Origin of the sequence: Brachybacterium sp. AOP29-B2-41 (assembly GCF_052378395.1) — a bacterium.
Taxonomy (GTDB): Bacteria; Actinomycetota; Actinomycetes; order Actinomycetales; family Dermabacteraceae; genus Brachybacterium.
The window spans coordinates 1-22320 of record NZ_JBQSXR010000010.1; the positions used below are offsets into that span (position 1 = coordinate 1).

At 64.0% G+C, this 22320-nt stretch carries 20 protein-coding genes; 10 read left to right on the plus strand and 10 right to left on the minus strand.

From position 1 onward, the window contains the following. Positions 1 to 286: 286 nt before the first annotated feature. Positions 287 to 889: a cadmium resistance transporter gene (locus tag ACT3T9_RS10790; RefSeq protein WP_444606594.1), complete on the minus strand. Its 603-nt coding sequence runs from the start codon at positions 887 to 889 to the stop codon at positions 287 to 289. Continuing rightward, a complete protein-coding gene (gene cmtR / locus ACT3T9_RS10795) occupies positions 886 to 1245 on the minus strand; it encodes a Cd(II)/Pb(II)-sensing metalloregulatory transcriptional regulator CmtR (RefSeq protein WP_006590980.1) in 360 nt (119 codons plus the stop codon). The genes ACT3T9_RS10790 and cmtR overlap by 4 nt, the downstream gene beginning before the upstream one ends. Before the next feature lie 192 nt (positions 1246 to 1437). Here cmtR and ACT3T9_RS10800 point away from each other — a divergent pair, with 192 nt between their 5' ends. From ACT3T9_RS10800 to ACT3T9_RS10820, 5 genes are all read left to right on the plus strand, one after another. Further along, positions 1438 to 2010 (plus strand): recombinase family protein, encoded by a 573-nt coding sequence (locus ACT3T9_RS10800; protein ID WP_444606595.1) that lies wholly within the window; start codon positions 1438 to 1440, stop codon positions 2008 to 2010. Between the two features lie 103 nt (positions 2011 to 2113). Next, positions 2114 to 2725, plus strand: a complete 612-nt coding sequence (locus ACT3T9_RS10805) for a recombinase family protein (protein ID WP_444606596.1) — start codon at positions 2114 to 2116, stop codon at positions 2723 to 2725. 1339 nt (positions 2726 to 4064) lie between these two features. Beyond that, complete coding sequence (locus ACT3T9_RS10810) at positions 4065 to 6044, plus strand: site-specific DNA-methyltransferase (RefSeq protein ID WP_444606597.1); 1980 nt, start codon at positions 4065 to 4067, stop codon at positions 6042 to 6044. Then, positions 6028 to 8799 (plus strand): restriction endonuclease, encoded by a 2772-nt coding sequence (locus ACT3T9_RS10815; protein ID WP_444606598.1) that lies wholly within the window; start codon positions 6028 to 6030, stop codon positions 8797 to 8799. Before ACT3T9_RS10810 ends, ACT3T9_RS10815 begins: the two co-directional genes overlap by 17 nt. A gap of 272 nt (positions 8800 to 9071) precedes the next feature. After that, positions 9072 to 11516, plus strand: a complete 2445-nt coding sequence (locus tag ACT3T9_RS10820; protein ID WP_444606599.1) for an AAA family ATPase — start codon at positions 9072 to 9074, stop codon at positions 11514 to 11516. Between the two features lie 34 nt (positions 11517 to 11550). Here ACT3T9_RS10820 and ACT3T9_RS10825 read toward each other — a convergent pair whose 3' ends face one another. From ACT3T9_RS10825 to ACT3T9_RS10850, 6 genes are all read right to left on the minus strand, one after another. Continuing rightward, on the minus strand, positions 11551 to 11784 hold the full coding sequence (locus ACT3T9_RS10825; protein WP_444606600.1) for a helix-turn-helix domain-containing protein: 234 nt from the start codon (positions 11782 to 11784) through the stop codon (positions 11551 to 11553). Between the two features lie 35 nt (positions 11785 to 11819). Next, positions 11820 to 12653, minus strand: coding sequence for a tyrosine-type recombinase/integrase (locus ACT3T9_RS10830; protein ID WP_444606601.1), 834 nt, complete (start codon positions 12651 to 12653; stop codon positions 11820 to 11822). Between the two features lie 574 nt (positions 12654 to 13227). Continuing rightward, positions 13228 to 14001, minus strand: a complete 774-nt coding sequence (locus ACT3T9_RS10835) for an ABC transporter ATP-binding protein (RefSeq protein ID WP_444599402.1) — start codon at positions 13999 to 14001, stop codon at positions 13228 to 13230. 102 nt (positions 14002 to 14103) lie between these two features. Then, positions 14104 to 15144 (minus strand): TetR/AcrR family transcriptional regulator, encoded by a 1041-nt coding sequence (locus tag ACT3T9_RS10840; protein ID WP_444599403.1) that lies wholly within the window; start codon positions 15142 to 15144, stop codon positions 14104 to 14106. An 86-nt stretch (positions 15145 to 15230) separates the two neighbouring features. After that, positions 15231 to 15971, minus strand: coding sequence for an ANTAR domain-containing protein (locus ACT3T9_RS10845; protein ID WP_444606602.1), 741 nt, complete (start codon positions 15969 to 15971; stop codon positions 15231 to 15233). Positions 15972 to 16112: 141 nt separating this feature from the next. Then, positions 16113 to 16349, minus strand: coding sequence for a hypothetical protein (locus tag ACT3T9_RS10850; protein WP_444606603.1), 237 nt, complete (start codon positions 16347 to 16349; stop codon positions 16113 to 16115). A 243-nt stretch (positions 16350 to 16592) separates the two neighbouring features. Between ACT3T9_RS10850 and ACT3T9_RS10855 the strand changes: the two genes are divergently transcribed. From ACT3T9_RS10855 to ACT3T9_RS10875, 5 genes are all read left to right on the plus strand, one after another. Next, complete coding sequence (locus ACT3T9_RS10855; protein WP_444599406.1) at positions 16593 to 17081, plus strand: transporter substrate-binding domain-containing protein; 489 nt, start codon at positions 16593 to 16595, stop codon at positions 17079 to 17081. After that, positions 17078 to 18091, plus strand: coding sequence for a cation diffusion facilitator family transporter (locus ACT3T9_RS10860; RefSeq protein WP_441443212.1), 1014 nt, complete (start codon positions 17078 to 17080; stop codon positions 18089 to 18091). Before ACT3T9_RS10855 ends, ACT3T9_RS10860 begins: the two co-directional genes overlap by 4 nt. 57 nt (positions 18092 to 18148) lie before the next feature. Further along, positions 18149 to 19354 carry a zinc-dependent alcohol dehydrogenase gene (locus tag ACT3T9_RS10865; RefSeq protein WP_441443211.1) on the plus strand — a complete coding sequence of 402 codons (1206 nt, stop codon included), beginning with the start codon at positions 18149 to 18151 and terminating at the stop codon, positions 19352 to 19354. A 120-nt stretch (positions 19355 to 19474) separates the two neighbouring features. Continuing rightward, complete coding sequence (locus tag ACT3T9_RS10870) at positions 19475 to 20368, plus strand: SDR family oxidoreductase (protein ID WP_441443210.1); 894 nt, start codon at positions 19475 to 19477, stop codon at positions 20366 to 20368. Then, positions 20365 to 20928 carry a cysteine hydrolase family protein gene (locus tag ACT3T9_RS10875; RefSeq protein ID WP_441443209.1) on the plus strand — a complete coding sequence of 188 codons (564 nt, stop codon included), beginning with the start codon at positions 20365 to 20367 and terminating at the stop codon, positions 20926 to 20928. Before ACT3T9_RS10870 ends, ACT3T9_RS10875 begins: the two co-directional genes overlap by 4 nt. 62 nt (positions 20929 to 20990) lie before the next feature. Here ACT3T9_RS10875 and ACT3T9_RS10880 read toward each other — a convergent pair whose 3' ends face one another. Next, on the minus strand, positions 20991 to 21764 hold the full coding sequence (locus ACT3T9_RS10880; protein WP_444606604.1) for a TetR/AcrR family transcriptional regulator: 774 nt from the start codon (positions 21762 to 21764) through the stop codon (positions 20991 to 20993). A gap of 202 nt (positions 21765 to 21966) precedes the next feature. Next, positions 21967 to 22305, minus strand: coding sequence for a metal-sensitive transcriptional regulator (locus tag ACT3T9_RS10885; RefSeq protein ID WP_441443207.1), 339 nt, complete (start codon positions 22303 to 22305; stop codon positions 21967 to 21969). Positions 22306 to 22320: the final 15 nt, after the last annotated feature.

Consider the following 22320-nt stretch of genomic DNA (forward strand, 5'->3'; position numbering starts at 1 on the left):
GTCTGTGGACGCCGAGACTCTGGGCAGCGGACGAGGTCGGTGACATGGGTGTCACGGGCCAGATGCTTCTTTGGGGTATACCCAAAAGCGACAGGCGTCCGCGAAGTATCGTCCCTGTTCCACAGGGTCCAATAACTGTGGCTTCGTTCGCTTGGTGGCGGGGTTTTTGCAGCGCTCCGTGGCGGTCTTGTTGCCGCGATCACGCAGGACTGGCTGCAGGTAGGTGTCGCGGTCTGAACCGAGAGGGGTGCGCCCGGTCGGGGCCGTTTGGATCGCTGCCGCTACGTCAGAGTCCGAAGGCTCCGCCGCTGACGAGGATCACGATGCCGAGGCCGATGAGAATGATGGGGAAGAGGATGTGCTCCCAGCGTTCGAGCACTTCGGCGATCGGGGGGCGGGTGGCGACGAACTTTGCCAGGGCCACCAGGACCGCGACGAGCGCGAGGAAGACGATGCAGTAGGCGACTACTGCGAGAGGTTCCACGCTGAGGAAGACAGGGGTGTAGACGCCGATGTTGTCGCCGCCGTTGGCAAGGGTGACGCCTGCGACTGTCCACACGCCGACCTTCTTGCCGGCAACCTTGGCCTCGTCGTCATCGTCGTCATCGTCTCCGCGCCAGGCCTGCCATGCGGCCCAGAGGCCGAGGCCCAGAGGGATGAGACCGAAGTACGGGATGGCTGCCGAGGGCAGGAATGCTCCGGCGCCGATGGTCACCAGGACCGCGGCACCGAGGATGCCGGCGAATCCGAGGTATTGGCCGGCCAGAATGCGGGCGGTAGTGCCGCGCTGGCCTGCCCCTCGCGCGAAGAAGAGGGAGAGCACGATGATGTCGTCGATGTTGGTCACTGCGAACAGGCCCATCGCCTGCAAGACCGAGGTGAGGATCATGCGCCCTCCCCAGCTGCGTCGCATCCGGGAAGCGAGCAGGCGGGATCGATGCACGGGGCGTCTTCGTCCACTGCCAGGGTGGCGTCGACCAGTGCCGTCAGCGCCTGCGCCAGGTGAGAATCGGCGATCTCATATCGTGTCCGACGACCCTCGGGCTCGGAGACGACGATCCCGCAATCGCGCAGGCATGCCAGGTGGTTGGACACGTTCGGGCGCGTCAGGTCCAGATCTCGGGCCAGTTCCGCCGGGTAAGCGGGATGGTCGAGCAGGGTCAAGATGATCCGGGATCGAGTGGGGTCGGCCAGTGCACGACCCAGGCGGTTCATCACGTCGAGACGCGAAGCAATAGTCAGCATGCACTGAACTATACAGCGCGCACTGAACATTCGGTCACGGGCGTCAGTCCAGATCGCATGCCCGTAAGGGGATCCTTCACCGTACGTCGTGCGAGCTTCCTCCTCGACGACTTTTTATGAGGGATCGTAATGTACGCAAGACCCGTACGGTGACATGGGCGGTGAGGGGAGGGCAACTGCAACAATGGGGACATGCATGTCGGCTACGCGCGCGTCTCGACTCTCGAGCAAGACCTCTCCGCCCAGCGGGAAGCACTCGAGCGCCTCGGAGTCGAGAACAAGAACATCTACTTCGACCACGGCCTGACGGGAACGATCCGCGCCCGGCCCGGGCTGCGCGAAGCGCTGGCCGCGACCCGGGATGGGGACACCCTGGTGGTGACCAAGCTCGACCGGCTGGCCCGCTCGCTCCCGGACGCGAGGGACATCGCGGACGAGCTCACCATCAAGGGAGTGGCGCTCAGTCTCGGAGGCAGCGTCTACGACCCCAACGACGCCGTCGGCCGGTTGCTGTTCAACGTGCTCGGCATGGTGGCCGAGTTTGAGGCGGACCTCATCCGCCTGCGCACCCGCGAGGGCATGGCCATCGCCAGATCCAAGGGCAAACTCAAAGGCAAGAAGCCCAAGCTCTCGCCCTCTCAGCGCAAGCACCTGCTGACGTTGCACACGGCCGGCGAACACACCCAAGCCGAGCTCGCCGAGCTGTTCAACGTCTCCCGCACCACCATCTACCGCGAGCTGCGCCGCACCACGGCCGACACCTGACCGCGCCTGCACCGCCACTGAGCGATCACAGAAACCCGCCACCAAGCCATCACATCCACACCGTTCCCGTGTTTTGGCACATGTCTCGGCTAGGGTCTTAGAGATGAACGACACATATCGGGTCCCGGGGCAGCGCGTTGCGTACCTCCGGGTGTCCTCGGCGGGCCAGAACCTCGCGCGGCAGCTCGAGGCGGTGGGGGAGTGCGACCAGACGTTCACCGAGAAGCAGTCCGGCAAGAGCGCAACCAACCGTCCGCAGCTGCAGGCGCTCATCCGGCACGTCCGCCGCGGCGATCATGTCGTCGTCGCGTCGATGGATCGCCTGGGCCGCTCGGTCATCGACCTCAACGACATCGTCCAGCAGATCACCGGCGACCCAGCCGAGCACACCGAGCAGCGCCCTCGGAAGGGCGCAAGCATCGAGTTCCTCAAGGAGCGACTCACCTTTGAGCCCGGGGAAGCGGATGCGATGGCCGCGTTCCAACTGAACATGATGGGCGCCTTCGCGCAGTTCGAGCGTGAGCTCATCCGCCAGCGCCAGACCGAGGGCATCGCCGCAGCGAAGAAGCGGGGCGTCTACAAGGGTCGCCCCCGCGTGCTGGATAGTGAACAGGTCCGATCCGTGCGCGCGGACGTACTTGCTGGCACCGCAAAGACCGACGTCGCGCGCAAGCATGGGATCAGTCGTTCCACGCTGTATCGCTATATCAGCTGACGACGGAAAGGGCTCAGGCTCCGTTTTCGTATCGGGCGCGCAATTGATCCAGCTTCCTGCGGGCGTTACTCGCTACCTTCTCTGCTCTCTTGAGTTCTTGCTCGGCCCGCGCTAAGGCAGCGGCACCCCGGCGTTCAGCCTCCTCCCTACGGGCTCCCGCTTCGATGATCTTTCTAGACGACACCACACCTCGGAGCTCATCGCATTTCAGGCACCGGTGAGTGGAGCAGCTCGGTTCTGAGTTGGTGTAATGAACTTGCTGCTGGATCTGATGGCCGCAAGTCAGTAGGCGCTCCCACACGTCGAGCTCTTCGACAGAAGGTTTAGAGTGGCGGAGGATGCCCGCTACGTGCTCGAGTTGCGTGTCTGAGAGAGGTAAGGATGGGCAGCATTCCCCACAGTGCGTGGCACGTGAGCCGGCCATGCTCCAAAGGTGCGATTCGCAGTCGGGGTTACGCTCTCGGAACCGCGTCTGTTCGGCGTCGTGTTCGATGCGCTCGTCGGGGGAGAGGTACATGGTGGCGGGCCAGTCCCCGAGGTTGTCGATCACGGGAAGCCCGCAGCCGCGGCACGGCTCCCCGTTGGCAGCTTCTTCATAGCTTAGGTACATTCCTTTCGCTGCCCACTCGCGAGAACGCGCCTCGCGCCGTTTGTCCCGCGCCTCTGCCTTCAGGGCTGCGGACATCTGTCGCTTTCTAGTTCTGTCGGCCTTCTGTTCACCAGTAAGCGGCAAGGTTTCTCCCGTCGTCGCGGTAGTCACTAGACAGCGCCGTCTGCTTGGCCCCGGTACGTGCGGAAGAACTCGGCGTGGGGGTCGTACGTGCCACAACGAGCCGACCTGACGGACATCTGGTGCAGAACATTATGGTGCGCTCCTAAGACACAGGTGGTCCATAGGCGACACCGCCTGGTCGCGAGCTTCAGCGGAGTGCCGTAACCGACCGTTTGTGGCACACCTGGTGCAGGGGTTCTGTGGTCGAGCATTACTCGGTCCGCCACTGACTACGGCCTCCGATCTGAACAGCACGCAGCTGCCCAGACCGCTTAGGTGCATACGCCTGGGAGCGGCTGATCGAGAGCTCGGCCATGACATGTTCAAGCGGGAAGAACTGAGGGAGATCCGACATCTGCACGGCGTCGCATCACCAAGCCAGACGAAATAGCCGCCGACTGTCTGCGCTGCCAGGTAGTTTGGACTCAAGCTTCACTAAGACGACGTAGGGCCGCGCCCTAGCGCGAAGGAGACCAGCACCAGCATGTCTTTGCTCAGCACCATCCGGTCGCTCGACCTCGGCCGCACAGCGCACTCTCGTCACACTCGACCTCAGGAGATGGCTCGATGACACCGTCAGTTCTGGACGACACCCCGGACGGACAGGAAGAGCTGCTTGCACAGCTCCGGGATCTTGTACCGAGCGCGTTTCTCGACGGTGAGCTGGATCGAGACGCCCTGCTGAGCGCACTCCATCTCGGCGACGAGAGCAAGCCATCGTTCAACTTCACGTGGCCCGGTATTGAGCAAGCACGACGAGACGCGCGCATGCCTACCACGGCGACGCTGGTGCCGGACGCGGATGCGTCAGTTGAATGGAATGACGCACGCGATGTCTTGGTCGAGGGCGACAACCTCCAGGTGCTGAAGCTGCTAAAAAACGGCTACTCCCGTGCCGTGAAGCTGATCTACATCGACCCGCCGTACAACACGGGTGACACCTTCACGTACAACGACGACTTCGCCGTGCCTGAGCGTCAGTACCTGGAGGAGACGGGCCAGGTCGACGAGCAGGGCCACGCCACGACCAGCCGGATCGAGTCCAAGGGACGCAAACACGCACCGTGGCTGACGATGATGTTCTCCCGCTTGGCGCTCTCCAGGCACCTGTTGCGCCGCGATGGAGTGATCCTCGTGTCGATCGACGACAACGAGGTACACCATCTCCGGTTGCTGCTGGATGCAATTTTTGGCGCTGAGAACTTCGTCGACATGATGACGTGGCGCGGTGCCCGCAAAGGTGATGCCAAGCTGACTGGCGGCGGCCAGGACTACGTGCTCGTCTATGCGCGCGACCGTCCCTTCCTTCGAGCCAATGATGTGCGCTGGCGCGAGCAGAAGGACGGCCTGAAGCCCATCTACCAAAAAGTCGAAGCGTTACGCGCAGAACATGGCGACGACTTCGAGACCATGACGAATGAACTGCGCGCTTGGTACAAGGCGCTCCCTGATGCTGACCCGTCGAAGGATCACGACTACTACAACCGAGTCGATCAGCGGGGCATCTGGTTCCCGGACAATATTTCGAGCCCGAACTACCGAGAGAACCTCATCTACGACTGGAAGGGCTACAGCCCGCCAGCGAAGGGCTGGCGGTATGAGCCCGCTACGATGGAGCGCCTCGACGCCGATGGACGACTGGTCTATCCGGAGGACAAGACCAAGCGCGTCCAGATCAAGTCCTACCTCCACATGCGTGAGCAGTGGGCACCGGCATCGGTCTTCTACCGGGACCGGCGAGGAGCCTCGTCCAGTCTGGACAAGCTGATGGGCTCCAAGGTTTTTGACGATCCAAAGAGCACCGACGTGCTCGCTCGCCTCTTCCACGCCATCACCGACGACGGCGATCTGATCCTCGACTTTTTCGCAGGCTCGGGATCGACCGGACAAGCGGTTTGGGAGCAGAACCCGAAGGATGGCAAGACACGTCACTGGGTCTTGGTGCAGATTCCGGAGGAGCCGGACGTCAAGGAGGCGTCTGGTAAGAATGCGCTCGAATCCGGCTATGAAACTCTCTTCGAGGTCACAGCGGAGCGCCTGCGACGTGCAGCTGCCAAGCTTCAGCAGGACACGCTGGATGCGCCGCAGCTGGGCTTCCGGATCTTCCGCACGCGCCCGACGAATCTCATGATCGACAGGCCCCTTGTTGCTGTTCCCGAGCTTTCTGCCCAGGGCTATCTGTCCCAGGTGCTCGACCATGCTGCTGGCCCTCCTGTTGTCAAATACGCGAAGGCCTTGGACGTCGCATGGGAGGTGGCGCTCAAGACCACTGCGACGCGACTCGATGCACGTGTGACGACGCACGAGCTGGACGGCGAGACTGTCTACGAGTTCACCCCGACCCACGAGCAGGAGAGCTCGGGTCGGCTGCTGATCTCGCTCGACGCGTTCACGCTTGCGACGGCCGACGAGCTCGGCCTGAGCGATGACGACACCTTGATCCTGCGAGGTGACCGGGTGACTGACTCGGTCACGCTCACGTTGGCTCCCCGCCTGCAGTCAAAGCTGATCCTCCTGGAGCGGGTGCCTCGTGAAGTTTCGCTTTGATGATCAGCCGCACCAGTCGGCGGCAGTTTCTGCGGTCGTCGACCTGTTCGAGGGCGCGCTCGTGCCGCCTCACGATGCGCTGGCAGGCCAGGCGCCGGGCGCGGATGGGCATGCGGGCTTCACGCTGGAACGAGACGTGCTCGCAGACAACCTGAAGACGGTCACGACTCGCGAAGCCGTTGAGCCCCAGTCGACGCTAGAGCTGCTGGCTGAGACAGACCTTGAAGAGTCGAGCCGGGCGTTTCCGAACTTCTCTGTCGAGATGGAGACCGGTACCGGCAAGACCTACGTCTACATATCGACCGCGCTCAGGCTCGCCGAGCTGTATGGCCTTCGGAAGTTCGTCATTTTGGTGCACTCGGTCGCGATCCGCGCTGGTGTGGTCAAGACGTTCGAGCAAACTGAGGAGCACTTCCGCCTCAAGTACCCGGGCCTCGCCTACAAGTGGGGCGTACTGGGCGAGAACTCAGCGCTCACCGACTTCACCGAGCCGTCCGGCACAGTGCAGTTCCTGGTCGCCAGTGTGCAGGCTCTGGACAAGCCGGAGAAGAACACCCTGTACGCCAGCGCTGAGCAGCCCCAGCTATGGGGAGAGTCACGCAGCGGCATGCAGCACATCGCGCAGGCTCGCCCTGTCGTGCTCATCGATGAGCCGCAGAACATGGCGACCACGTTGCGTCGCCAGGCGATCGCGACCTTGAACCCGCTCGTCGCCCTGCGCTACAGCGCCACGCACAAGGAGCCCTTCAACCTGGTGCACCGGCTCGGGCCGAAGCAGGCGGCAGACGCTGGCCTGGTCAAGAAGGTCTCGGTCAAGGGAATCGTCGCGGGCATCGATGGCGAGCCGTACGTACGCGTGGACAAGATCCGCAGCGTCCGCAAACGACTGATGGCCGAAGCAGTCATCGACACGGCCAGGGGCAAGCGCAACTCTGTTACCCTCCAGAACGGCACCGACCTGTACGAAGAATCCGGTGAGCTCCAGCAGTATCGGGGCCTCGTCGTGGACAGCCTGGAGCGTAAGCCCGATCGAGTCGTATTCGAGAACGGTCTGGTCGTTCGTAGCGGCACTGAGACTGGTGTCGATGCAGCGTTGGTCTGGCGTGATCAGATCCGGCACACCATTCGGACGCACTTGGCACGTCAGGGGCAGATCGATGCCACAGGCCGCGGCGTCAAGGTGCTCTCGCTCTTCTTCGTCGAGCACGTCGCAGACTACGCCGGGGACGAAGCCACCCTGCCTGCGGTGTTCGATGAAGTCTTCCGCGAGGAGTGGGCTCACGCCGGATTTCCGGAAGCAGACATGCCCGACCCTGCTGAGCTTCGCGTGGCCTACTTCCCCTCGACCAAGACAGGCATCCTCAAGGACACCTCGGGCCGCGCGAGCGATGCCGAGTTCGAGGCGCGTGCCTACCAGGAGATCATCGCCAACAAGGAGCTGATCCTTGACCGCGCGAATCCTCGAGCGTTCATCTTCTCCCACTCGGCCCTGAAGGAAGGTTGGGACAACCCGAACGTGTTCCAGGTCGGGTTCCTCCGGCACACCCGATCGGACCTCGAGCGTCGGCAGCAGATCGGCCGGGGTCTTCGCCTGCCCGTCGACCAGTCTGGCCGGCGTGTCATGGACCCGGCGATCAACCGCCTCACCCTCATCGTTGATGAGTCCTTCACCGAGTTCCGGGACGGGCTCAATGCCGAGTATCTCAAGACCAGCGGAAGTACAGGCGACGCCGGCCCCGAGGTCGACGATGCGGACAACGAAGTGATCGTCCGCAGGCGTCCTGCACTCTTTGACAGCCCTGAGTTCGCCGAGCTGTGGAAGCGCATTCGGTACAAGGCCCGCTACCGAGTCACCGTCGAACCCTCGGCGTTGAGTTCTGCCCTTCCCCGATCTGAGCACCTGGCGGATCTCATGTTCATCGAACGGCGCGCCAACGTCGTGCAGACGGCTGACCTTGCCTATGACGACACCGGGCGAGTCACGACGAAGGACACGGCGGTCGCAGAGTCAAAGGGGGAGCGCATCGTGCTGGCAGGCCAGCGCCTGCCAGACGTCGTGCACCTGATTGAGGATCAGCTTCTGCACGGCAAATACCCATTACAGCTCACGAGGCAGACGCTCGGTGCGATCGTGCGCTCGATCATGGAGTACCCGGAAAAGGACTACTCACGCCATGTCTTGGACGATCCTGATCGCTGGGCACGGATCGTTGCCAACGCCATCCGGGTCGAGGCGATCGAACAGATGGTCGGCGGCATTTCCTACGAGCCGATGGACGAAGACACCTGGTGGGATGCCGAAGTCGTGTTCCTGGAAGTGGAGTCCAAGACGCCCCTGCAGGCGCTCCCCGGCGACCCGGACCCCTCGTCCGGTGTCGCTCCGGCACCGGAAGACGGCGTCAATCTCTACGACCACGTCGACTACGACAGCCACGTCGAGCGAGCCTTCGCGTCGCAGCTGGAGAACAACCGGGAGCACGTCAAGCTGTTCACCAAGCTGCCGCGCCGGTTTCGTGTGCGGACACCGGTCGGCGAGTACTCCCCCGACTGGGCGATCGTCTACGACGAGGACGGCACGCAGCGGCTGTACCTCGTCCGCGAGACGAAGGCCACCCGGAATCTCGACGACTTGGACTGGGACGAGGCTATGCGGATCCGCTTCGCGCACCAGCACTTCGCGGGTGCGCCGACCGGAGCCATCGACTACGCCCACACGACCGACCAGGCACGCCTGCTTATAGAAGCTTCTGAGTAGTGGAAATCCATAGTTAACGTCCAGTGTTTGGCCGATCGGCCATTGGGTCATCCCACAACTGACTACTATCCCGGCGATACGGAAAATCGAGGCACTTGAATGACAACACCGCTTGAGGCCGCGCTCTTGGAGAAATACCTCACTGGCCTGCGATCGCAGTCAGTAAGCGAAGACATCACTAACAGCCTGCAAGAGGCATTTGTAGCAGAAAAGCTTCCCAGCCCCGACGCCCTGGCTGAGACTTTCAGGAAAGGGAGCGGAGGCAAGCTCGCATGATCCAGCTTGAACACCTTCACATCAAAGACTTTCGCGGAATACGGCTTATCGATCTTCCGCTAGGCTCGAAATCGTTTGCCGTTCATGGACCGAACGGCTCAGGTAAGAGCGGTGTAGTTGATGCGATTGACTTCGCACTGACTGGAAGCATTACTCGGCTTGCCGGAGAGGGGACGGGGAACGTCACCCTGTTACGACACGGTCCCCACGTCCACAAGCGAGATGATCCGGCTGCGGCTGTCGTCGAGCTGACAGTTCGTGACGTCACGACAGGTGACAACGCAGTCCTCCGTCGTAACGTAAAGGAGCCGGCCAAGTTCACCCTCGAGCCCGGCACGGAGTCGGTACGAACATCCATTATTGAGGCTCAATCGCATCCCGAGCTGACTCTGTCTCGTCGACAGATCATTAGGTACGTCGTATCAAAACCGGGGGACCGAGCACAGCAGGTGCAAGCGTTGCTGAAGCTCAACCGACTTGATGACTTCCGAAAATTACTCAAGAGCACCCTTGGCAAAACAGAAGCCTCACTAAAGATCGCCGCAACGGAGGTCAGGACGGCTGAGACAAACCTCACTGCACATCTTAGCGTGGGCGAACTACTCGAGGACGAAATCATCCATGAGGTTAACAAGCGCCGCGAGATGCTCAACCTTGAGCAGTTGGCGGAACTCTCCACTGATACCGAGCTAAACTCAGGACTGAAAGCTGACGCGGCCCCGCATGCATTTAACCTAGTTACGGCACAACGCGAAGTCGATGAACTCGAGCTGTTGATTACAGACCCGAGTGACATTAAGTCTCGACAGGCGGAGCTTTCTGAGGCCATCACGTCGGTTACGGACGACCCAACACTACTTGACGCCCTCAAGCATCAGCAGTTGGTTGAGGATGGATTGCGCGAAGCAGTTGATAGAACCTGCCCCCTTTGCGACCACGAATGGGAAAGTGTCGATGCCCTACGAGCTCATCTGACAGCAAAGCTTCAGCGATCGGCAAGTGCAGGCGCCGCGCGAACTAAACTCACGACCGCTGCACGCGCGTACCAGGATGCATTAAAGAAACTGCAAGACGCGGTGGATCGTATCCTACCTACCTCCAAGAGCCGGGGCGTCGACGAACTCCCCCACCACCTGACAAGTTTCTCCGCTGGTGTCGCGGCTCATTCACAAGAGGTGGGCGGCACAGTCGACTCTATCGTGGTTTCGAAGTCTCTACTGATCGAAACGGCCTACGCCGTCAACGAGGAAATCGTGTCAGGCATTGCGACTCTCCGCGAGACATTGCGGGCAGAGCCTGACCAAAGTTCTCTGATCGCCGCGCAAAGTTTTCTGACGGTTGCGCAGGAGAGGTGGGCGCGGGTTCGTGTTGCTAGGGTTCAAGCAGCTAAGGCAGATGCTGTTCGAAACAGCGCCAAGATTGCCTACGATTCCTACTGCAACATTTCTGACTCCACACTCCAGGCGCTTTATGAGACCGTTGAGGCAGACTTCAGCAGATATTACCAGATAATCAACGCTGACGACGAAGGGAACTTCAGTGCTCAGCTCAAGCCCACCGCCGGCAGCCTTGACCTAACTGTTGACTTCTATGGGCTAGGGAAGTTCCCACCAACCGCATACCACAGCGAAGGCCACCAGGACGGTATGGGTGTCTGCCTCTACCTCGCCTTGATGAAGCAGATTCTTGGCTCTAACTTCAGGTACGCAGTGCTCGACGATGTTGTTATGTCTGTCGACGTCAATCACCGACGGCAATTCTGCGTCCTACTCAAGACGGAGTTTCCCGACACTCAGTTCATTATCACTACGCATGATTCAGTTTGGGCCCGCCAGATGCAATCGGCCGGACTAATAACCTCAAAGTCTCAAGCTCGGTTCTACGGATGGACTGTCACTGACGGCCCGATCTACGAGCAAGGTGACGTCTGGGAGAGCATCGAGAGCGATCTTGGGAAGGGCGATGTTGCTGGCGCAGCTCACAAGCTTCGTCGGCGACTCGAGGCAGCAGCTGGAGACATTGCCGACTCTATTGGCGGTCGCGTCCAGTACCGTGGAGATAATAGCTATGATCTTTCGGTGCTCCTTGACGCAATCAAGGGTCGCCACGGTGAACTATTAAAACTCGCATCAGCCGTCGCTAACTCTTGGGGAGATCAGCCTGCGGCCGACGCGGTCAAGGCGAAAAAGGATGCTAGATCGACTGTCATCCCCGAACAGGCTTCCGAAGCCTGGATCATCAACGCCCTGGTCCATAACAATGACTGGGCGAACGCCTCTGTCAACGACCTCAAGCCCGTCTTAGAAGCTAGTCGAGGCTTCCTCGACCTGTTCACGTGCAACAACACCGAGTGCACTGGATGGATCTATGTTGTAGGGCGCCCCGAGGAGAGCCTTCGTTGCCGTTGCGGACGGTACAACCTGAATCTCAGGAAGAAGTAGGGGCGCAATCGCTGGCCGTCGAGAGCAGAATCCTTCAATCTTGTAGCCGCGCAATAGCGTCGGTGGCATCGGCAGCTTGATAACACCGCTCGATGTAAGCGTCGAGCTCAGTAATCTCGATCCGCCATTGTCCACGACCGCCTACGCGTAGGGCACGCAGTTCACCAGAGCGCACGAGAGCGTAGGCCTGGGAGCGGCTGATCGACATCACCTCCTGCAAGTCGTCAAGCGTTATGAATTTGCGGCTGAGTACTTCAATAGTTTCCATTATCCTGGGGCCTCTCTGCGTTGAGCGAGCCGTGATCACGCGACGAGACTGATTCCATCGACGACAATCCGTGCCTGAGCGGTGTCCAATCCGACGTAGATAGCCGTGGTCTCGGGTTTCGAGTGGCCCATGAGGGTCTGCACCAAGAGCAGGTCACGGGAGTTCCTGTACGCCTCGGTTGCGAAGCGGTGACGAAGAGTGTGCGTGCTCCAGTGGCCTGGTAGTGCTTCGTTCACGAGCTCTCCCACCCGGATTGGCTGTAGGTGTGTATCGGCGTACCGACCTATCGAGGGAAAGAGCCACGGAATCTCCGGTGGGACTAGGTCGAACTGGCGCTGCACAGCGTCATGGGTGGTCTGTGTGAGCGGAACGGTTCGTTCGCGCCGACCTTTGCCATGAACGATGAGCGAGCTACCTGCACGTTCCTCGATGACGTCATTTCGAGCAACCATCGCGATCTCACCGCGGCGAAGGCCGGCCTCGGCGGCGAGGTGGATCATCGCGTGCAACCGTGCGCTCGAAGACAGCAGTGCCTTCCGAATCACCGGATCGGGACACGGTCTTGGCACCGACATTGCGGCACGCGCCGGCGGAATCAGCAGGAGAGGATCCGCGAGGATCCGACCGGTCCGGTGAAGCCATGTGGTCCAGATCCGTAGCGACGTTCGTGCGCTGCGTCGAGTAGCTGCCTTCCACCGAGGATTCGCGAGGTAGGCAACGAGCCACTCGAGATCAAGGGGATCCGTCTCAGCAGGAACGCTATCGAGGTAACGGCGAACGTGGTACTCCCGTAGCCGCACAGTCGTCTCGGACCGCTCCGAGGCACGAAGCCAAGCGGTCCAGAGAGGCAGCTGTGCAATGACGTCCATGGCTGACACCGTGCCCGACGACAGCGGCAGGTTTCGAGTGGTGTCGGGTGTTTGGGGATAACCAGGGGGTGGGGAGGAAAGGAGTCGCAGGGATGGCTCTATTGCGTCGGCTCTGCCGGGAATTTCATCCAAGAGTCACCCGACCATCGTGCGTCGACCTCGGGCTTCGCCGAAGTCGACGTCGATCACGGACCCAAGCGACCGTGGCTCGAGACTCTTAATCAGTAGGTCCGGGGTTCGAGTCCCTGATGGCGCACCAACAGTCGAAGCCCCACCGGTCATCCGGTGGGGCTTCTTCGTGTCCCGGAACAGCCCGAGGCCCGGAACCGTCCGTATCCCGGAACAGTCCGGGGACGATGTGCACGCCCTCGACATTCCCGCTTCGGACCGCACCGGAGCGGGAATCCGGGGACTACGGGCATGGTGGTCCCAGCGATGGCGCGCCGACCAGAACTGCGCTCTGAGCTGCTTCCGCGACGGGGCCTATCCGTTCTGCCGGTTAGAGCAGCACTTCTGATCGCTGCGAGTCCGTGTCAGGCCGGGACGCAGGACCGGCGTGCTCGCCGGACTGCCCTCAGCGGAAGCGCTGCACCGCGACTGGGTTCGCCTCGACCAGCTCCCGGATCGGCTCGTGCTCGGTCTGGGCGAGCACCTCGGAGAGCGTGCCGCGGGCCAGCAGCTTCCCGTCTCCGAGGAACACGATCTGCGGGCACAGCCGCTGCAGGAGCTCGACGTCGTGGGAGGCGATCAGGGTGCCGATGCCGAGGCGCTGGATGGTGGCGGCGAGGGTGGTGGCGATCCGGGCCCTGGTGTTCGGATCCACTGCGGTGAGCGGCTCGTCGAGCACGAGGAGCTCGGGGCGGGTGGCGAGGGCTGTCGCAAGCGCGACCCGCTGGATCTCCCCGCCGGAGAGGGTGCGCATGGTGCGGGGCAGGAAGTGCTCGGCGAGGCCGACGGACTCGAGCATCTCCGCAGCAGAGACGGCGTGGGTGCGGCCACCCTTGCGTGCCACCTTCGCGGCCAGCTCGAGTCGGGAGCGGACGGTCTCGCGGGGATCCGAGATGGTCATCGCGTACTGAGAGACGAAACGGACCGCGGCCCGGAACGTCTTGCGGTCCTTCCCGCGCAGCTTCGAGACTCGGCGCCCGTTCCAGGTGACCTCGCCGGCGTCGGGGATGTGCTCTCCGCTCAGCGAGGCGAGCAAGGTGGTCTTCCCGGCGCCCGACGGGCCCAGCAGGCCCAGCGGCGGGTCTCCGGCGCTGAGGGTGAGGTCGATGCCCTGGAGCACCTGCTCACCGGGATATCCGGCATGCAGAGAGGTGGCGGTGAGCATGGTCGAAGCTGGCATCAGGGTCTTCCTCGCGGGGGATGGATCAGAGGCACTCTAGCCAGGGGGCCTGGGCACTCCCTCCGATGGCTCGCGCGGGGAGAGCACGACGTCAGTCGGATGTCAGTCCGTGGTGTCCGTCCGCAGGAACGAGCGTGCCAACCGTGCCATCTCCTCAACAGGGGCGTCGTCATGGGTTCCGGTCTGCATGGTGCGCACCGTCCTCTCGCGTACTGCGAGGTTCAGCACGAGACCGAGCATCGCACGGCTCGCGAAGCTGGGATCGACCCCTTGGCGGAGCATTCCCAGCTTCTCGAACTCCGTGAAGCAGCCCTCGAAGACGTGCTCGTGGACACGGCGAAGTCTCGCGAGCCGGAACCGTCCGGGGTGGTCCCCGCTGACGGACTCCGCGCCGAGGGTGGCCAGCAGCTGCGTCGGCAGCGCGGTGGGGCTCCAGTGCACCGCCAGCGCTCTCTGCATCGTCTCGGGGTCTGCGCGCATCGCGTCGGCCTGGTCGAGGATCCTCTGTGCATGGGCCTCGAGAAGGTCGATGACACTGTCCAGCAGGATCTCCTTGGAGGGGAAGTGGTGCATCAGTCCCGGGTGGGAGATCCCGATATGACGGCTGATATCGCGCAGACTCGCGCCGCGGTACCCGTATTCGGCGAACATCTCTGCGGCACCTTCGAGGATCTCCTCCCGTCGCGTGCGGGCGCCGGACGCGCGAGCTCGGTCGGGAGCCGGCTCCGTTACCGGCACCGAAGGCATGGGGGAGGGGCCCTTGCGCTCGCGCACGAGGGCAAGGGGTGGAACCCGGTTCGCGCGCTGGAGGATCAGGTCGTCGGCGGTGCCAGACAGACGCGGAGCCACGACGGTGCGCTGGCATGTCGGCAGTGGATCGGGGAGGCGATAGTCCACCGTGCCGGCGCCGTCGACGGGCTCATGAGCGATCGTGTGCTGCAGTGGAATGAGCCCGTCGAGATCGATGTGCTCCGCTGCTGTGAGATCGAGCGTGAGGCGGGGAGCCGGTTCGAGCCCGCGCGCCTGGCGGACTATCGGCAGCAGGGCGACGTAGGTGTCGGCGGTGAGGCACCCGGCGACGGCGAGCTGGATCTCCCGCAGGTCGAGATCGACATGCACGGTCACCGAGAGTGTGTGGGGCATGAGCGGAGGCCATTTCGTGCAACATGAACAGAAGGCCCCCTGCTAGACCTCCCCGGGAGAATACCCGCGCGCCGACCAGCGCACAATCAGCTCTCGAACGCCGTGCGCGTCGGCATCGAGCTCACCGACGCCACCAGCTCCGTCGCGAGCTCTCGCAACTTGACATTGCGGTGATTGGACGCCGTTTTGAGGATCGAGACCGCTTCCTCCTGGCTGCACCGGTTCTGTCCCATGATGATGCCTACCGCCAGGTCGATCACGGTCCGGGATTCCATCGCCGCCCGCAGGTCGCTCTCCGACTCGCGCTGGCCCGCCATCCGCACCGCGAGGCGCAGCGCATCGGCAGCGAGATTCTTCTCGAATTCGATGGTGGCGATCATCTCGGGGTCGAAGTCGTGCGGGATGTCGGAGTAGATGTTCAGTCCTGCTCTGGCGTCGTCATCCAGGTCGAAGGGCATCCCGAGCACGGAGCGTACGCCCTGGGCCACAGCAGCTGCCTGGTATTGGGGCCAGCGTCCATCGGTACGCAGGTCTCCGGCCCGGATCACCGTGTTCTCACGTATCGCGGTCATGCACGGTCCATGGGTGAAGGAGTTCTGGAGCGCGTCGAGTTCCCGGGCCGCGGGCCCGGAGCTGACGGCGGTGACGGCCTTGCGGTCACGGAGCAGCGTGATCGCGCACCAGCGATGCCCGTCGGCGCTGGTCAGCCGGCCGGTGAGGAGCTCCGTGAAGTCCTGGAGGAACGAGGCGATGTCCTCGCTCTCCAGCAGCAGCGCCTGCATCGTGCTCAGGTGCTGGTGCGTTCCGTTGTCGACGTCATCGAGCATGTCGGGCCCCTCTCTGTTCACGAGACTATTTCACGAACGCGATGCTCTCGGGGCGGTGTGGACGTCGTCGAACGGACAGCGCCCCAGTGTCACCGGTGCAGGGTGCCACCGGGGCGCCGCGGGTCTGGGGCCATGATCCGCTCAGCTCTGGTTCAGGCGGCGCGCCAGCAGGCCCTTCGCCAGCTCGGCACCTTTGGCGCTCTCGTGCTGAGCCATGCTGAACAGCTCGGCGAGTTCCTGGTCGCCTGCGCTCTCGGCATCGGACCGATAGGTCTCCATGCGCAGCGCATTGGACAGGCACTGCTCGGTGAACCAGATCAGGTCATAGTTCTTGTCCTTGGTGCCGGTGACCTCTCCGCCTTCTGCGACGTTCATCATGATCGCCCTCTTCTTCGTATTTTCTTCGTGTCTTCTTCGTGGGGTGCTGTCGTTCCCTTTGTGTGGACCACGGAGTCATCACACGCGCTGCATGGGAAGGGGTCGACAAGGGACTGCAACCTTTGCAGGTCCCGGCCCTCGACCGATCGGACGGAACCTGGCAGCGGAGACTGCCTACAGTGAGCCAGCACGAGAATCATGGCGTTGCGGCGCCTCGTGGAAAGCACGGTGAAGAGGATGCGCATGGGGGTCATGGAACGGGTGTGGCGCCTGATCCTGCTGGGAGCCCTCCTGCTGGCGGCCGCGGGCTGCCAGGGGAGCTTCCCCGCCGACACACAGGGCACCCTGGACCGGGTGACAGGGGGCGAGCTCCGCGTCGGGATCGCCGAGAACCCGCCCTGGACAGAGGTCGCTCCCGACGGTGCGGTCAGCGGCAGCGAGGTCGATCTGCTGAGCGACTACGCCGAGACGATCGATGCCGAGATCCGTTGGGTCCCCGGGGGAGAGAACGTGCTGGCTGCCGAGATGAAGGAGGGGAACCTCGATCTGGTGGTCGGCGGCCTCGCCTCGGATGTCCCCTGGACGTCGGAGATCGCGCTGACGCGGCCCTACACCACCACACAGGGCCCGGATGGGAAGCCCGTCGACATCGTGATGGGAGTGCGGCCGGGAGAGAACGCGCTGCTGGTGGACCTCGAGCGATACCTCGCCGAACGGGGTGGTGAGCTGTGAACGGCACCAAGTCGGAGGGTGGCGAGGAGGACACCGGATCGGGGCACGACGCCTTCGGTGATGCACAGCGCGAGGCACTGCAGCGAGCGATCCGGCTGGAATGGATCACGCTTGGTTGGATGACGGGCACCGTCGTGCTGGTCGCACTGGTCGCCGGGCAGTCGCAGGCGATGCAGGCGGCCTGGGCCGAGGACATGCTCTCCCTCCTTCCCCCGATCGCCTTCCTCGTCGCGACCCGGCGGATCCGCAAGACGCCGAATCGCAGCCACCCCTACGGCTATCACCGGTCCATCGGTGTCGCCCACCTGGTCGCCGCGATCGCGCTGCTGACCATGGGCGGCTATCTGGTGTTCGACTCCGTGATGGGTCTGGTCAAGGTCGAACGCCCCCCGATCGGGCTCACGGTGCTGTTCGGGCAGGGGATCTGGGCCGGCTGGCTGATGGTCGCGGTCATGGTGGTCACGAGCATCGGTCCGGTGATCCTGGGGCTGAAGAAGCTCAAACTCTCCGAGCAGCTGCACGACAAGGTCCTGTTCGCGGACGCCGACATGAGCAAGGCCGACTGGACCACCGCGATCGCGACCATAGCCGGCGTGCTCGGTGTGGGGCTCGGGCTGTGGTGGGCGGACGCCACCGCGGCGCTGCTCGTGTCCGTCTCGATCCTCCGCGACGGCCTGAAGAATCTGCGCGGCTCCATCGGTGGTCTCACCGATGCCGAGGCCCGCACCTATGACGATTCCGAGCCCCACCCGCTGACCCGCAAGATCGAGGTGCGGGCGGGGCAGGAGCCGTGGGTGGGCGAGGCCGCAGCTCGCGTCCGCGACCAGGGACACGTCTTCCACGCAGAGGTGTTCGTCGTTCCCCGGCCGGGAATCGAGCCGTCGGTTCGACAGGTCGCAGATCTGCGAGACCGGATCCACGAGCTCGACTGGAAGGTCCATGACGTGGTCGTGGCCCCAGTGCCTGAGCTGCCCCCGAGGCAGACCTTTCGGTCGACATTGAGGACATGAGCGGCGACCGCCCATAGCGTGGAGAGACGATCGCGATCACCACCGGAAGGCAGGATGATGAGAGCAGTGACCTGGCAGGGCACCGAGCGCGTGAGCGTGGAGACCGTGCCCGACCCGATACTCCGAGACCCCACTGATGCGATCATCCGCGTCACGTCGACGGCGATATGCGGTTCGGACCTGCATCTCTACGAGGTGCTCGGCCCCTTCATGACCGCCGGCGACATCATCGGCCATGAACCGATGGGCATCGTCGAGGAGGTCGGAGCGGGCGTCACCCATGTGCGGCCCGGCGACCGCGTCGTCGTGCCCTTCACCATCTCCTGCGGCCACTGCGTCATGTGCTCCCAGGGACTGCCCTCGCAGTGCGAGACCACCCAGGTCACCGAGCACGGCTCAGGCGCCGCACTGCTCGGCTATTCGAAGCTGTACGGCCAGGTGCCCGGCGGTCAGGCCGAGTTCCTCAGGGTGCCGCATGCGGACTACGGGCTGATGAAGGTCGGCACCGAGCTCCCGGATGAGAACTACCTCTTCCTCAGCGACATCCTCCCCACCGCCTGGCAGGCAGTGCAGTACGCCGGGGTCCCCGCTCATCGCACCCTCACGGTGATCGGTCTCGGCCCCGTGGGCCAGCTGTGCGCGAGGATCGGTCGTCACCTGGGGGCGAGGGTCTTCGGCATCGATCCCGTGCCCGAGCGACGAGCCATGGCTGAACGCCACGGCGTCGAGGTGTTCGACCTCGCGGAGGATACCGTCGGTGAGATTCGCGAGCGCACCCAGGGGCGCGGCCCGGACGCCGTCATCGACGCGGTGGGAATGGAAGCGGAGGGCAGCCCCGTCGCGGGCCTCGCCCAGACCATCGCAGGCAAACTGCCTGACGCCGTGGCCCGGCCACTCATGGAGCGTGCCGGAGTGGACCGGCTCGCGGCCCTCCACACCGCCATCGATCTCGTTCGCCGCGGCGGGACCGTCTCGCTGTCCGGCGTCTACGGCGGAGCAGCGAGCCCGATGCCGCTGCTGACGATGTTCGACAAGCAGCTCCAGATGCGGATGGGCCAATGCAACGTGCGCGCCTGGACCGACGACCTCCTGCCGCTGGTCGAAGACCCCGCCGACCCGCTCGGGGTCGGGGACCTCGTCACCCACCGGCTGCCCCTCGAGGAAGCTGCCGTTGGCTACGACCTGTTCCAGAAGAAGCACGACGGCTGCATCAAGGTCGTCCTCGATCCCACGATCGCCCCCGCTCCGACGCAGATCCCCTGAACCCGGCGCAGGCGCCCCACTCGCGCCTGTGACCCCGACGACCCTGACCCTGAACGTGCCCTGTCTCCCGGCCCCGCCCGAGAGCGTTGACCGAGACCGCCCAGTCCCAGGAGGAACCCCATGGCCGACCAGCTCACCTTCACCGATCCCGTCACCCGCTTCCCCGACATCACCCCGCCGAAGCAGGACCAGCCCGAGCCCGGACTGGATGCGGAGCTGATTCCCGGCACGGACCGAGGCGAGGAGTCCTATCGCGGCACCGGCCGGCTGAAGGGGCGGAAGGCGCTCATCACCGGCGCTGACTCCGGCATCGGAGCCGCAGTGGCGATCGCCTTCGCCCGCGAGGGCGCGGACGTCGCCCTGAACTACCTGCCGCAGGAAGAGGAGGATGCCCAGCACATCGCGGAGGTGATCCGCAAGGAGGGTCGCAAGGCTGTGCTCCTGCCCGGGGACCTGATCGACGCGGACTTCTGTCGCAGCCTGGTCGCGGATGCGGTGCGCGAGCTCGGCGGCCTCGACGCGCTGGTCAACAACGCTGGCCGGCAGATCGCGGTGGAGACCCTTGAGGAGATCGAGGACCAGCAGTGGGTGGATACCTTCGCCGTGAACATCCACGCGATGTTCCGCATCACCCAAGCCGCGCTCCCGCACCTGCCCGCCGGCTCCACGATTGTGAACACCACCTCGATCCAGGCGTACCAGCCCTCGCCGACGCTCGTGGACTACGCCTCGACCAAGGCGGCGATCAACAACTTCACCAAGGGGCTCGCACAGCAGGTCGCCTCTCGTGGCATCCGGGTGAACGCCGTGGCTCCAGGCCCGATCTGGACCCCGCTGCAGGTCTCGGACGGCCAGCCGAAGGAGGCCCTGCCCGAGTTCGGGAAGAACACGCCGCTCGGCCGGGCCGGCCAACCCACCGAGCTCGCTCCGGCGTACGTCTTCCTCACCTCTCCCGAGTCGAGCTATGTGCTCGGCGAGACCCTCGCCGTCACCGGGGGGAGCCCCACCCCGTGAGCGGCCAGGGCAGTGCGCTGCTGCTGATCGATCTGCAGGAATCCTTCTTCGAGGAGCCTGCGCTGGCGGAGGCCCGCGCCGAGGTGATCCGTGCGGTCACCACGCTCGCCGAGGCCGCGCGCCGCGCCGAGGTGCCGATCCTCCTGATCACGACCGAGCACAGCCGCGACCGCTCGACGTGGACGTTGAGCATGCTCGACGACGATCAGGGCTTTCTGTTCCACGGGGATCCCGGCACCGAGGTGGTCCACGAGCTCGACACCACCGGGATGACGCGAATCGAGAAGACCCGCGACAGCGCCTGGTTCGGCACCGATCTGCTGCTGCGAATGCGCAACCTGCAGGTGGAACGGGTGGTGATGGCCGGGGTCTCCACGCATGCCTGCATCGCCCAGACCGCCCGTGACGCCTACGCGAACAATGTCCGCGCCGTGATCGTCACCGATGCGGTGGCTGACGAGAGAGCCGCCCACAAGGAGAGGGTGCTCGACCAGCTCGCCGCAGACCGCCAGGCCGAGCTCGTGACGGTCGACGAACTCCTGGGGCGGTGGGCACGGTGACCCCGCGAAGCGGATCGGACCTCGCCGCAGCGGCTGTCGCCGATGACGAGCGAGGCGAGCGGTCAGCGCTGCGGCGTCGAGTCCTCCGGTGCATCGAGGAAGGCCTCGACCTGCTTGGCCAGATCTTCCAGCGGGGCATCGCCGTAGCCCCGATGCTGGAGCGTGCGGACCGTCTTCTCACGGACGGCGAGGTTCAGCACCGCCCCCAGCAGTGCACGTCCCGCGAAGGCGGGGTCGGTGTCCTTGCGCAGCAGGCCTTTCTCGCCCATCGTCGTGAAACACGTCTCGAGCAGGTGCTCGTGGACGCGCCGCAGTCGCGCGAGCCGATAGCGGCCGGGATGGTCCTCGCTGACGCTCTCTGCATCGAGGGTGGCCAGGAGCCTGATCGGAAGCGACGCAGGATGCCACACCTCAGCGAGCCCGCGCAGCAGGACCTCGCGCCCGCCGCCCATCTCATGGATCCGGTCCAGTGCCGCCTGCGCATGCTCTTCCATCCGGTCGATCACGCCGTCGAGCAGAGCGTCCTTCGACCCGAAGTGGTGCAGCATCCCGGAATGGGAGATGCCGATGTGGCTCGAGATGTCCCGCAGGCTCGAGCCGTGGTACCCGTGCTCCGCGAACATCTCCGCTGCGCCGTCGAGGATCTCCTCGCGCCGTCCGGTGCGCGCGGGAGCGGATTCGCCGGCATCGCTGGAGAGACCGGCCGGAGGCAGGCTCGGAATGGCCCTGGACTCATCCAAGGCGGGCTCGGCGCGCGGAACTCCCTGTGGCCAGGGCGCCTCCACGACATTTCCGTGCTCTGCCTCTGAGTGCGGCGGCGCAGTCTTGTCGGTCATCCGTCTCCTCGATTCCGCGTTCGTATCACCCTGCGTCTGGTCGGAGACGTCGCACTGCGCGTGCGGCGAGATGGACTGCTTGACCGGTCATACAGATCACTTGGGACTCTAATGCATGCAGGAGGGAATCGTCATGGGTGAGATGCGCTCCCACCTCGGCAGATGATGCGTGCCGGTAGAGCTCCGGGTGTGACCCAACGGGTCACGAGCGTACGAGACGAGCGATCGCCGCCGAGGCTTCTTTCAGCTTCTGCTCGGCCTCGTCGCCACCGGTGCGGGCGGCGTCGAGCACGCAGTGCTGGAGGTGGTCGTCCAGCAGCCCCATCGCCACCCCGTCCAGGGCGCTCTTCAGCGCGCTGATCTGGGTGAGGATGTCGATGCAGTACTTCTCCTCGTCGACCATGCGGTGCAGGCCGCGAGCCTGTCCTTCGATGCGCTTGAGACGCGCGAGATAGCGGGCCCGGTCGGAGATATAGCCATGATGGTGCTCATGCCCCTCCGGGACGGGAGCGGGACTGGGCGTGGCATCGGTGGTGGTCATGAGGTCCTCCAGCGG

Coding starts and splice junctions, on each gene's coding strand:
- ACT3T9_RS10790 (WP_444606594.1), bottom strand. CDS start 889: ATGATCCTCACCTCGGTCTTGCAGGCGATGGGCCTGTTCGCAGTGACC.
- cmtR (WP_006590980.1), bottom strand. CDS start 1,245: ATGCTGACTATTGCTTCGCGTCTCGACGTGATGAACCGCCTGGGTCGT.
- ACT3T9_RS10800 (WP_444606595.1), top strand. CDS start 1,438: ATGCATGTCGGCTACGCGCGCGTCTCGACTCTCGAGCAAGACCTCTCC.
- ACT3T9_RS10805 (WP_444606596.1), top strand. CDS start 2,114: ATGAACGACACATATCGGGTCCCGGGGCAGCGCGTTGCGTACCTCCGG.
- ACT3T9_RS10810 (WP_444606597.1), top strand. CDS start 4,065: ATGACACCGTCAGTTCTGGACGACACCCCGGACGGACAGGAAGAGCTG.
- ACT3T9_RS10820 (WP_444606599.1), top strand. CDS start 9,072: ATGATCCAGCTTGAACACCTTCACATCAAAGACTTTCGCGGAATACGG.
- ACT3T9_RS10825 (WP_444606600.1), bottom strand. CDS start 11,784: ATGGAAACTATTGAAGTACTCAGCCGCAAATTCATAACGCTTGACGAC.
- ACT3T9_RS10830 (WP_444606601.1), bottom strand. CDS start 12,653: ATGGACGTCATTGCACAGCTGCCTCTCTGGACCGCTTGGCTTCGTGCC.
- ACT3T9_RS10835 (WP_444599402.1), bottom strand. CDS start 14,001: ATGCCAGCTTCGACCATGCTCACCGCCACCTCTCTGCATGCCGGATAT.
- ACT3T9_RS10840 (WP_444599403.1), bottom strand. CDS start 15,144: ATGCCCCACACACTCTCGGTGACCGTGCATGTCGATCTCGACCTGCGG.
- ACT3T9_RS10845 (WP_444606602.1), bottom strand. CDS start 15,971: ATGCTCGATGACGTCGACAACGGAACGCACCAGCACCTGAGCACGATG.
- ACT3T9_RS10850 (WP_444606603.1), bottom strand. CDS start 16,349: ATGATGAACGTCGCAGAAGGCGGAGAGGTCACCGGCACCAAGGACAAG.
- ACT3T9_RS10855 (WP_444599406.1), top strand. CDS start 16,593: ATGGGGGTCATGGAACGGGTGTGGCGCCTGATCCTGCTGGGAGCCCTC.
- ACT3T9_RS10865 (WP_441443211.1), top strand. CDS start 18,149: ATGAGAGCAGTGACCTGGCAGGGCACCGAGCGCGTGAGCGTGGAGACC.
- ACT3T9_RS10870 (WP_441443210.1), top strand. CDS start 19,475: ATGGCCGACCAGCTCACCTTCACCGATCCCGTCACCCGCTTCCCCGAC.
- ACT3T9_RS10880 (WP_444606604.1), bottom strand. CDS start 21,764: ATGACCGACAAGACTGCGCCGCCGCACTCAGAGGCAGAGCACGGAAAT.
- ACT3T9_RS10885 (WP_441443207.1), bottom strand. CDS start 22,305: ATGACCACCACCGATGCCACGCCCAGTCCCGCTCCCGTCCCGGAGGGG.